Origin of the sequence: Candidatus Pseudomonas auctus (assembly GCF_048654275.1) — a bacterium.
Taxonomy (GTDB): domain Bacteria; phylum Pseudomonadota; class Gammaproteobacteria; order Pseudomonadales; family Pseudomonadaceae; genus Aquipseudomonas; species Aquipseudomonas pharyngis.
In genome coordinates this window covers 12,308-23,950 of record NZ_JBJYZK010000019.1, presented here as the reverse complement: position 1 = coordinate 23,950, position 11,643 = coordinate 12,308, and the positions used below count along the sequence as shown (strand labels likewise).

5 protein-coding genes are annotated in these 11,643 nt (G+C 60.6%); 2 read left to right on the top strand and 3 right to left on the bottom strand.

The window, feature by feature from the left end; all coding sequences use genetic code 11:
- Positions 1-36: 36 nt before the first annotated feature.
- On the bottom strand, positions 37-1,458 hold the full coding sequence (locus ACKUG4_RS26045) for an amino acid permease (protein WP_011335773.1): 1,422 nt from the start codon (positions 1,456-1,458) through the stop codon (positions 37-39).
- 498 nt (positions 1,459-1,956) lie between these two features.
- Here ACKUG4_RS26045 and ACKUG4_RS26040 point away from each other — a divergent pair, with 498 nt between their 5' ends.
- Together ACKUG4_RS26040 and ACKUG4_RS26035 are read left to right on the top strand one after the other, a co-directional pair.
- Positions 1,957-5,088 carry a transglycosylase domain-containing protein gene (locus tag ACKUG4_RS26040; protein WP_445435129.1) on the top strand — a complete coding sequence of 1,044 codons (3,132 nt, stop codon included), beginning with the start codon at positions 1,957-1,959 and terminating at the stop codon, positions 5,086-5,088.
- A 290-nt stretch (positions 5,089-5,378) separates the two neighbouring features.
- On the top strand, positions 5,379-10,298 hold the full coding sequence (locus tag ACKUG4_RS26035; RefSeq protein WP_445435128.1) for an NEL-type E3 ubiquitin ligase domain-containing protein: 4,920 nt from the start codon (positions 5,379-5,381) through the stop codon (positions 10,296-10,298).
- Positions 10,299-10,362: 64 nt separating this feature from the next.
- Here the strand turns inward: ACKUG4_RS26035 and ACKUG4_RS26030 are convergent, their stop codons facing one another.
- Both ACKUG4_RS26030 and ACKUG4_RS26025 read right to left on the bottom strand, forming a co-directional pair.
- On the bottom strand, positions 10,363-10,863 hold the full coding sequence (locus ACKUG4_RS26030; protein WP_172829505.1) for a CS1 type fimbrial major subunit: 501 nt from the start codon (positions 10,861-10,863) through the stop codon (positions 10,363-10,365).
- A gap of 33 nt (positions 10,864-10,896) precedes the next feature.
- On the bottom strand, positions 10,897-11,640 hold the full coding sequence (locus tag ACKUG4_RS26025; RefSeq protein ID WP_445435127.1) for a molecular chaperone: 744 nt from the start codon (positions 11,638-11,640) through the stop codon (positions 10,897-10,899).
- Between the last annotated feature and the right edge of the window lie 3 nt (positions 11,641-11,643).

Here is an 11,643-nt window from a genome sequence, read left to right as displayed (position 1 = left end):
TTTCGACCGGGGCTTTCAGGTTTCAGCGACAACGAATTACGAAGCCGAACGCATCGCGCCCTGTACCGAATCCTTCGGTTGCAGCTTGAACACGTAGAACAACACGGTCAGCAGCACCAGGAACGCCGGGCCTACATACAGCGCCACACGAGTATCCGGGAAGTACGCCATCAAGCCGACCACCAGCACCAGGAACGCCAGCGCCAGATACGAGCTGACCGGGAACAGCCACATCTTGTACTTCAGGCCCGCACGTTCGCTGGCGCTCAGGCCTTTGCGGAATTTGAGCTGGGCCAGCAGGATCATCACCCAAGTCCAGATCGCGCCGAAGGTGGCAATCGAAGTCACCCAGACGAAGACTTTTTCCGGCACCAGATAGTTGAGCAGCACGCCCAGCAGCAAGGCGAAGATCGACAGCAGCAACGCCCGACGCGGTACGCCGTTGCTCGAGGTGCGAGCGAATCCGGCCGGCGCCTGGCCGTTCTGCGCCAGGCTGTAGAGCATGCGCCCGGTGCTGAAAATGCCGCCGTTGCACGACGACAGTGCAGCGGTAATCACCACGAAGTTGATGATGCCGGCGGCGGTCTTGATGCCCAGACGCTCGAAGGTCATCACGAACGGACTGCCCTGGGTGCCGATTTCGTTCCACGGGTAGATCGACAGGATCACGAACAGCGCGCCGACGTAGAACAGCAGGATCCGCCAGAACACCGAGCCGATAGCATTCGGGATGGTCTTCTGCGGGTTCTTCGCTTCACCGGCGGTCAGGCCGATCATTTCCACACCGAGGTAGGCGAACATCACCATCTGCAGGGACATCAGCACGCCCGTCACGCCGTTGGGCATGAAGCCGCCGTGGGCCCACAGGTTGGAAATCCCCAGCGCCACACCGTCGTTGCCGAAACCGAAGGCGATGATGCCGATGCCGCCGAGCACCATGGCGATGATGGTGACGATCTTGATCAGGGCGAACCAGAACTCGAATTCACCGAAGGCCTTCACCGCGATCAGGTTGATCGAGCCCATGCTGACCAGCGCCGCCAGCGCCCAGATCCAGCGCGGGACATCGGGGAACCAGATGCCCATGTACACCGCCACCGCGGTGATTTCGGCGACGCAGGTCACCAGCCACAGGAACCAGTAGTTCCAGCCAGTCAAAAAGCCCGCCAGCGGGCCGAGGTAATCCTGTGCATAGCGACTGAAAGAGCCGGCAACCGGGTTGTGTACGGCCATTTCGCCGAGGGCGCGCATGATCACCAGGATCGCCAGACCGCCGATGATGTACGAGAGCATGATCGCCGGGCCGGCCATTTCGATGGCCTTGGCCGAACCGAGAAACAGACCGACACCGATACAGGCGCCGAGCGCCATCAGGCGAATATGCCGTTCACCGAGTTCGCGTTTGAGCGGACCGCCTTGAGCGGTTTCGCCATGGGGCGGGTGATTGCCGACTGGCATGGGGGAGTTCCTCGTCTTGTTATTGGATGTGACCACCGAGTGTTCAGACGTCGGCCGATAAGCCTGCGCCTGAGGAAAACCGGCCCTGCTTCGTGGGCAGGACCGTCCCGCAGAAGCAACCTGCGGGATCAGCGGGGCGTGCAGTATAAAAAGCTTGCGACAGGTTTTTTCACTCTATAAGGCATCTGATTCAGACGTAAACCTCGTCTATTGCGAGGTTTACGAGACAAACCATCCTGCATTTCGAGGATTATTCACGGCGCAAATGGGCGCCGAGTATTGCACAGCAATGGTGCAACGTCATGCCGCGACCAAAGTCGCAGCTGCCTCAGGACCTCTCTGTTCGGGACTTTTCAGGCCTGCGATCACTTGCCGGAGGGTTGCAGCCGGATGTGCAGATTTGTTCAGGGTCCCGCCTTCACAATTTTTTCACCCGCGCCAACCACCGACTAAGCTTCAGACAAGTCCGATCAATCTGCGTGAATGGATCAATCGACTATGGGCGCTTTGTGGCAAACCGATTCGAGTGAAAAAGTGGTTCCGACTGAACGTGTGGATGAAGCGCCTTTACCTGAAAAACCCCGCCGCAACCGGCACGGGTGGAAGGCTTTCTGGCTTCTGGTGGTGATCATCGCGATTGTCGTGGGCTTGGCCGCGATGAAGGAAATGCGCACCTCGCGCTTTCAGTCCCGCGAGGTCAGCCAGTACGCCGCCAAACTCAAGTACGAATTGCAACCGGGGCCCAGCGAAGCGATCCGCTATCCGGGCAACGGGCCGTTCGATCTGCGTCTGGGCTACAGCTCGCTGGACGAATTCCTGCCACGGCTGCTCAAGCGCAACTACGTGATCACCGAGCAGACGCGCTTCTCCCCGGCCCTGCTCAATTACACCGACAAGGGCTTGTTCGTGCCCTACTCCGAGAAGATCCAGGCCGGGCTGTCGATCACCGATTGCCGCGCAGCGCCGTTGTATCAGTACAACTATCCGCAGCAGCTGTACGCGAGTTTCGATTCGATCCCGCCGGTGGTGGTCAACAGCCTGCTGTTCATCGAAAACCGTTTTCTGCTCGACCCAAAGCAACCGCTGGCCAACCCGGCGGTGGACTGGCCGCGCTTCGGCATGGCCGCGTGGTCGCAGGTCGCCAAGTTGCTGCACTTGCCGGGGCAGTCGGCCGGTGGCAGTACTTTGGCCACGCAACTTGAGAAATACCGCCACTCGCCTGACGGCCTGACGGTGTCCGGCGCGGAGAAGATTCGCCAGATGATTTCCGCCAGCGTGCGCGCCTATCAGGGCGGCCCGGACACCTTGCCGGCGCGGCAGAACATCATTCGTGACTACCTCAACAGCGTGCCGCTGTCGGCGGTGCCGGGACATGGCGAAGTGCACGGCATGGCCGAGGGCCTGCGGGTCTGGTACGGCGCCGATTTCAACGAGGCCAACCGCAAACTCTCCAGCTCGGCGACCGATCCGCAGTCCATGGCGGACAAAGGCCTGGCCCTGCGCGAAATGCTCTCGCTGATGATCGCTCAGCGCCGTCCTTCGCATTACCTGACCAAGGGCCGCGAGGAACTGGTCGAACTGACAAACAGCCACCTGCGCCTGCTCAAACAGAACGGTGTGATCGACGCCGCCCTGGCCGATGCCGCGCTGGCCAGCACCATCAGCTATCGCGACTGGCAGACCCAGCCGACGATTCAACCGATCGAGACCAACAAGGGCATCAGTGTCGCCCGCAGCCGGTTGGCATCGATGCTCAACCGTCCGCTGTACGACCTTGACCGCCTCGACCTCTCCGCCACCAGCACCCTGCAAGGCGAGCTGCAAACCCAGGCCACAGCCTATCTGAAACGACTGGCTGACCCGGCCTATGCGACCGAAGTCGGCCTGATGGGCGAACGCCTGCTGACGCCCACCAGCACTACTCAGGTGCGTTATAGCTTCACCCTGTTCGAGCTGACCCCGGACGGTTCACGTGTGCGGGTGCAGACCGACAGCACCGATCAGCCGTTCGACATCAACGAAGGCAGCAAACTGGAGCTGGGCTCCACGGCGAAAATGCGGGTGCTGACCACCTACCTGCAAATCATCGCGGAGCTGCATGACAAATTCGCCGCCATGAGCGTGCCGGAGCTGAAGAAAGTCGAGGTCCCTGAACAGGATCGCCTGAGCCGGTGGGTGGTCGATTACCTGATCCAGAACAAGGATCGCGATCTGTCGAAATTGCTCGGCGCAGCCCTTGATCGCAAATACTCGGCCAGTCCCGGCGAAGCTTTTTTTACCGGTGGCGGGCTGCACACGTTTCATAACTTTCGCAAGGAAGACAACGGCCGCCTGCCGACCCTGCGCGATGCCCTGCGCGAATCGATCAACCTGCCGTTCATTCGCCTGATGCGCGATCTGGTGCGCTACACCACCTACTCAGGCCCCAACAACAGCGCCGAGCTGCTCAAGGACGACCGCGACCCAAGACGTCAGGAATACCTCGCCTCGTTCGCCGATCGAGAGGGCACCTCGTTCCTGCTCAAGTTCTGGAAGAAGTACCGGAACAAGGACACCCAGGCCCGGCTCGACACCTTCCTCGACAGCATGCGCCCGACCCCGATCCGCATGGCCGCCGTGCACCGTTACCTGCTGCCTAACGCCAGCCAGGAAGACTTCAACACCTTTGTGCGCTCGCACCTCAAGGGCGTAAAAATTACCGAGAAACTCACCGACGAACGCCTGGAGCGGCTCTATCTGGCCTACGGCCCCGGCACCTACGACCTGCCGGATCAGGGCTTCATCGCCAAGGTTCACCCGCTGGACCTGTGGATGATCGGCTACCTGCTCAACCACCCCGATGCGACCTTCAAGGACATCGTCAAGGCCAGCCAGTTCGAGCGCCAGGAAGTCTACAGCTGGCTGTTCAAAAGCCGGCACAAGGGCGCACGTGACAGCCGCATCCGCACCATGCTGGAGATCGAAGCGTTCCTCGACATTCATCAGCGCTGGCAGAAAGTCGGCTACCCGTTCGATCACCTGGTGCCGTCGCTGGCCACCGCCATCGGCAGCTCCGGGGATCGCCCCGCCGCATTGGCCGAACTGATCGGCACCATCCTCAACGACGGTGTGCGCATGCCGACCCTGCGCATCGACAGCCTGCACTTTGCCGCTGGCACGCCTTACGAAACGAAACTGGTCAATGATCCTCATGTGGGCAAACGGGTGATGCCGTCCGAAGTCGCCACGGCGATGCGTGAAGCGCTGTCGCAAGTGGTGGACTCGGGAACCGCCAAACGTGTTTCCGGCAGTTTCAAACTGGCCGATGGAACACCGCTGACCATGGGCGGCAAGACCGGCACAGGCGACAACCGGATCGAAGCGATTGGCTCCGGAGGACGGATTCTCAGTTCGAAGTCGATCAACCGCACGGCGACCTTCGTGTTCTACATCGGCGACCACCATTTCGGCACGCTCACAGCGTTCGTTCCGGGGCGCTCGGCCGAGAACTTCAAATTCACCTCGGCCCTGCCGGTGCAAGTGCTCAAGGGCATGGCACCGATCCTGATGCCGTACCTGCAACCGGGCAGCGACTCGCAGTGCCTGCCCCCTGCAAACACAGCGGTGGCGGCACTGAGTACGGGCACTTGAAACGGATTCAAAGCCGGGGTGTTATTTATATGTTTTATACATATCAATATTCAATGGATCCGCGATAAACCCCAGCATTCCCAAACAGGCTTTTGAACTAATCATTCCGAGTCTTGAACGTTAGTCTGAAAACTCACGACTTATTCAAGGCTTCACCAATGACTGCAATAAATGAATACAAAGGGCAACATTACGAATTGATAAAATCGCGTATCGACGCTGTTTATCTTGATATGCGCTGGCATCGAAACAATGCATTGCGACATGTTCCGCTGCATCGTCATATGTGGATGACCGATTTGCCGGCCAACCATGCCGAACGCCTGGACAGCGCCAACAAGAAGGCCTGGAGCACGCAGAACAAGGTTGACCGGATACTGTCGCGTTTGCAGGACATTCGTGCATTCGCCGAGCCATTGTTGCGGGCAAAGTTGTTTGAGCAATACAAAATCAATGTCGACGTCGAAAACACCTGTTTGCGACTGTATGTCCCCAAGGAAAGCAGTTGGTGGGTGATTCAAGTTTCAAAAGGATATAGCGCAAGAACCGTGTCACTCCTCGATGCGGCCCTTCATAACTTCGCCTATGACGAAACATTCGCAAAAGACTCGGCTTTCGTCGTCAAGACCGATCCTGCGCGCGACCTGTTCGATGTATCACCGATCAATAGCCGGATCAGTGTCAGCCAGTTTCAGGCGCTGTGCCGCGAACTGGACATCGGCGCGCAGTACAAGGCCCACCTCGAAACGTTCCTGCTTGAGCGGGACCCGGTCTCTGTTGCCTATCTGAAACTCCAGGTCCAGCGCAGCCAGCAATCGGCGCTCAAGGCTGCCGCGCACATCGCGCTGGCGAAAAACGACATCAGCCGTCAGGGGCACGCACTGGTCCGCGAACTGCTCGAAGGTCGGCAGCAATTGAAGCTCGATCAGCAATCCATGCAGCTCTGCGATCTGGGCATGATGGACCTCACGCTCACCGGGATCCTGATCATCAGGCCCGATCCCGATACACCGCAGCGCTCACAGAAAATGATCGCCTATGTACCTCACGACCCCGAGCATCCGCTCAAGGAATACCCGTCCATTCCGGATTTCATGAACGAACTGAGCCGGCAACTGCGCGACAACAACGTCCTGCCATCGACCGGCATGAGCTACCGCCAGTTCTTCAGTCAGTTTGTCGATCACGAACAACGTGGACATTTTTTCGCCGACCTCGAGCAACGTCTCACGTACGTCAAGTGGTATCCGAGGGAGCCGGGTGATCCGCGTCCGTCCTGGCGTGAAACTCCGGTGAGCAATCCCCAGTTGCAGTTCAGCGCCCCGCCGATCAACCAGCCGCTGTGGACTCACCTTTACCAGCAACGACTGAACAAGATTCTCAATGACGCCCGGGGCATCGCGGTGCCCACTGCCGACGCGGACAGCCAGGCGCGCTGGGCCTGGTGGGAAAACTTCAAGAAAATCGCTTCGGATATCTTCAATGCAGCGCTGCTGGTGATGACACCTTTCGTACCGTTTCTGGGCGAACTCATGCTCGCCTATACCGCGTACCAGCTTACGAACGAAGCAGTCGAAGGCATGGTGGACCTGGCCGAGGGGCATTTCGCCGAAGTGGGCGAACATGTGCTGGGGGTGGTGACCGACGTCCTGCAACTGGCGGCATTCGGCGCCGGCGTGACGATCGGCAACACCTTTCGCCTGAAGCTGTCACCGCTGATCGAAGGGATGAGGCCCGTGCGCTCGTTCGACGGCAAGACCCGCCTCTGGCACCCGGATCTCACACCCTATGAGCAACCGACACTGGCACCGAACCCGACATCGAAACCCGACACCCTCGGTCTGCACCAGGTCGCGGGCAAAACCGTCCTGCCCCTGGAGGGCAAGCATTACCAGGTGCTGTACGACATCTCCAGCGACCAATATCGAATCCTGCACCCGACGCGCTCACAAGCCTACGCTCCCCAATTGCGCCACAACGGCCTGGGTGCCTGGGTCCACGAAGGCGAACGGCCCCAGGACTGGGAAGGATCAACCCTGATGCGACGGATCGGGCATTCCGTCGATGACTACACGCCCGCCGAGCTGGAAACACTGCGCCGCATCAGCGGCACGCCGGATGACTCATTACGCCGGATGCATGTCGACAACGCCGCTCCGCCACCGCTGCTGGCCGACACCGTCGCCCGTTTCGATACCTGGGATCGAACCCGCGGTGCGAGCCAGCTCGTGCGTCACGGGCAACCCTTGCCCGCCGACTCCTACTGGTTTGAAACCATCGCGGCGAACCTGCCGGGATGGCCGGCGGATAAAGGGCTGAGAGTCTTCGAGCAAGCCGACCTGACCGGCAGCCACCGCCAGTACGGCAACGCCGCAGCGCCCTCCGACAAGATGCTGGACATCAGTCTTGCCGACCTGATGGCTGGCCGGCTGCCGGAGCGTCTGCCCGGTTTTCTGAGTGAATCCGACATGACCGCCGTGCTGGGCAGACATTACCCCCAGGACTTGCAGGTCCAGGCGCTGCGCAATCGGATGGCGCAAGCCGTCGAGGCGCGAACCCCCGAGATTTTCGATTACGAGTACCGACTCAGGAACCGCTCCGGCAATCCGCAGGTGAATCTGCTGCAGCGCCGACTCCCGCAACTGCCATCGGCGGTCGCTCAGCCCCTGCTGGAGCAGGCGACGCCTGCGGAACGACAGCTCATGTCCGAACAGCAGCGCATTCCCCTGCGCCTGAAGAACCTGGCCCGTGAAAGTGCCTTCGAAGCGCGGGCGGCCCGTGCCGTCGAAGGCCTCTACGAACCGGCATTGCTGGTGCCCGATACCGAGCGCCTGGCTCTCAATGCCCTGCGACTGCATGTCGACGCTTTCGCCGACTTGCGCATCGAAGTACGCGACGGCACCACTGAAGGACCGCTGCGTTGCCGTGCCGGGGCCGAAGACGCGACCAGCGTGCGAATCCTGGTCAGGGACGAGCATGGCCGCTATGAGGTGCACGATGGCGAGAACAGGCTGCTCCACGGTGCCGACAGTCTCTATGAAGCCGTCCTGTCAGCCCTGCCGGTGACAAAACGCAACGCACTGGGCTATCGCCCGGGGCAAGGGGAACTGTTCAGGCAATGGGTGATGGCCAAGGCCCATACACCCGCCGAGCGCCGGACACTGCTTGCCCGGCCACCCCTGCGGGCGTTCGTGCCCCGGCAGACCGAGCTGCTGGTGCAGGGCAAGGGGCTGTCCAAGGTACGCTGGCCGTTCACCGAGAAAACCGTCGAAACCAAGGTGCAGGAACTCTATCCGCACTTTGACCGGGGCGAGGTGGCTGCATTTACCCGTTCGTTGCAGGCCAAGGGCGATCCCCACCAGGAAATCGATCGGCTGAAGCTTGAGCGGACAAACCTGAGGAACATCCTGGAGAACTGGCGCCAACGCCATCTGAGCGGATTCGAGCCGGACGACGCCGGCCGCCTGCCCGACGCCTACTGGGAGTTCGAGCGCAAGGGCGGTCGGCTGATCATGGAGCGTCTGGTGGATTGCTTCGACAGGATTGGCGAGGTGTTCGGCGAGCGTGGTACCCGTCTGGAGGGCGGTTACACCCTGGACCTGTCCTCACAACTACTGCCGCACAATCTCGAACGCTGGTGGCCACCCTTGCCGGAACTCAAACCGTATCTGGAGCAAATCACGACGCTGAGCCTCGATGCCCAACAGTTCTCACCCGGGTCAGGGGGGCTGCTCAAGAACTTTCCCAATCTGCAGCAACTCAGTGCCAGGAACTGTGGCTTGCGAAGCCTGCCCGACAACATCGGCAATATGACGCAGCTCAGAACCCTGCGACTCAGTGACAATATGATCGAGCTGACGCCGTCCGCCATCGAGCAGATGCAGAGACTCGAACGCCTGGAAATCCTGCGACTGGACAACAATCCACTGGGCGACCCGCCGCCCGTACAGCGCATGCCCTGGCTCAAGGTTCTGAACCTGTCCAATACCGATCTCAAGGCCTGGCCGCCGGGGGTATTCAGCCTTGCCCGACCGAAAGGGTTTTTCCTCGATCTGCGCAGAAACCGGCTGCGTTCCATACCCGACGTCGCCCCAGGCTCGGACAAGGCCCTTCTCATCGCCCGTACCCGAGTCGACCGGGAAAAACTGCCGCCCGACCTTCGCATGACTTACGAACAGTACCGGGAGTCCGTGGGGTTGATGCCAGCCGTCAGGTATCGGTTGCCTGCCGCAGATCTGCTGGAGAAATGGACGCCCGACGAAGATGCATCGCTGTACAGCGAATCACCCGGCATCGGTATCCACCGCGCAGAGGATTGGCATGAACTGATTAACGAGCCGGATTCCGAAGGTTTTTTCACGGTCATCCAGGACCTGACCCGTTCCGCCGACTACCTCCAGGGGGGACGCGCTCGCGCACAACTGACCGACCGCGTATGGCGCATGGTGGACGCCATGACGCTCGACCCGATGCTGCGCGAAGAACTGTTGCTCATGTCCACCGAACCGGAAGGCTGTGAGGACGCCGGCGCCCAACTGTTCAACAACATGGGGGTAAAAGTGCTGGCCACGGAAGCCTTGAGCTTCTCCACTACCCTCGCCGAAACCGAATCCCGACTGGTGACGCTGGCCAAAGGGTCGGCGCGCCTTGAGCAAGTGGGTGAAATTGCCCGTGCCGATATCAAGGCACGTGGGCCGGACAGCAACCCCGATCAGGTCGAGGTGCATCTGGCGTATGAAACCGGGCTGGCCAAGCGTCTGGATCTGCCCTGGCAGTCCGAGGCCATGAGGTTTCGCCCGGTGGCAGGCGTCACTGACGAGGCGATCGACAAAGCCTACGGGAAGATCATTGCAGCTGAAGCCGGCGACGGGCTGGTCAATCAAATGATCGAGCAACCGTTCTGGGATCGCTATCTGCGCCAGACCTACCCGAGCGATTTCGCCCGCAACACCGCGCTGTTTCATGACCGACTGGAACTGTTGTCACTGCGCCGGGAATGGCAGCGGGCACCCAGCCAAAGCGAGCAGCAGACCCTGTTGAAAAGCCTGGTGAAACTGGCGGACAAACTGTCCATCCCGCTGGACCAGGTTCTGACGGAGGAGCCATTGACCGATGCCGTCTACGAGAGCCTGCAACGCGACATCGGTTACGAGGAAAAGGGACTGAGCAGACGCCTGACCCGCGAAGCCATGGCCCGGGCCGGGATCTGATCTTCGACCGGTGTACGTGAGGCAAGCGCGCAATACCCTTCGCAACGCCATGCCAGGCCCGGGATCACGCTCCCGGTGCCCTGGCATTGAACAGCAGCATCACGGTGCCGCTGTAATCCCCCGGCCGGAATCCTCCGGTCGGTTTCAACGGTTCTATCTCCAGCAGCACTCGCTTGCCCACCGCCGCCTCCTCCTGTGACAGCACGAGTCGGGAAGGCACTTCAGGCCCGAGCACTACGCCATTGAAAGTGACCTTCAGCCAGATGTCCTCGCTCGACCTGCCGTTCGACAGATGCGCAGGGCTGTCCAGACGTGCCTCTATAGCGCTGGAGTCATGCCGCACATCGAAGTGCTTGCTCAGCGTGCTCAGCGTCTCGCTGCCGGGATTCCAGACCAGGCGCTGGACCCGGTGGATCCAGTCCGGTTCGGCGGGCACGATATAGAACGGCCGACTTGGAATCGTCAGCGACACCTCGAAAACGTGTTCCTCGCGGGCCCCCCATGTCAGGTGACTGGTCAGTGCGGTGATTGCCATCAATGCAAGGACGGCACATTGCTTGTTCATGTTCTTTACCTGGCGCGTCAATGGAAACCGCCGTCAGCGGCTCGTCACCTTCAAGTCTTTTTTGCTGTCGCCTTCGATCAACTTGAAGCGGTACTCGCGGCCCTTCTCCTTGTCGAAGGCAAACGTCTTGCCGGCCAGGATATGGTGCTTGGTGGTCGCGCCGCAGTCGGTTTCGTTACTCAGGGAACAGCTCTTGAACTCATCGACGATGACCACGGTGTTGCCGCTGTTGCGCAGTTCATAGCGATCGCCCGTTTCATTGACGACGGTCTCGAACCGGGCGTCCCTGGGCCGTACGAAAAAGATCGTGCCGAAACCGGTCATCAGGTTGACCCCGGCCGACAGCCCCTCCTTGTACGCGTCACGCTCCTGCTCGCTCACCACGAATTCATCCTCCTTTTCAGGCACCACCGGCACGAAACGCACCCGGAAATAGCGCTCGCGATCCCGCTCGCCCATGTACAGCAGGCGTGTGCCCTGCATGCCTTTGATCGGCACGATCAACCGCGCCGGGCTGGCCATGAGGCCATTGCGCGACGCGCCGTCGGTGGCCGTCTCGATCGGGACTTCCTGCGGCTTGCCCTGATCGTCATAGACGATTTCCAGCACGTTGATCTTGACGAAGGCCGTGCTGTCGCCGCTGTTGAATACACGTTTGAGGTAGGTGCTCTTGTCGCCATCCAGATAGTCGTACACCGTGCCGACATTGATCTGCGGCCCGGCCAGTGCGGGTCCGCCAAGCAGGCCGAGCAGTGAAAGCAGAAACAGGCGTGTCATCGT

Excerpts from the sequence above, each read along its gene's own strand:
- ACKUG4_RS26045 (WP_011335773.1), bottom strand. The coding sequence starts at position 1,458 with ATGCCAGTCGGCAATCACCCGCCCCATGGCGAAACCGCTCAAGGCGGT.
- ACKUG4_RS26040 (WP_445435129.1), top strand. The coding sequence starts at position 1,957 with ATGGGCGCTTTGTGGCAAACCGATTCGAGTGAAAAAGTGGTTCCGACT.
- ACKUG4_RS26035 (WP_445435128.1), top strand. The coding sequence starts at position 5,379 with ATGACCGATTTGCCGGCCAACCATGCCGAACGCCTGGACAGCGCCAAC.
- ACKUG4_RS26030 (WP_172829505.1), bottom strand. The coding sequence starts at position 10,863 with ATGAACAAGCAATGTGCCGTCCTTGCATTGATGGCAATCACCGCACTG.
- ACKUG4_RS26025 (WP_445435127.1), bottom strand. The coding sequence starts at position 11,640 with ATGACACGCCTGTTTCTGCTTTCACTGCTCGGCCTGCTTGGCGGACCC.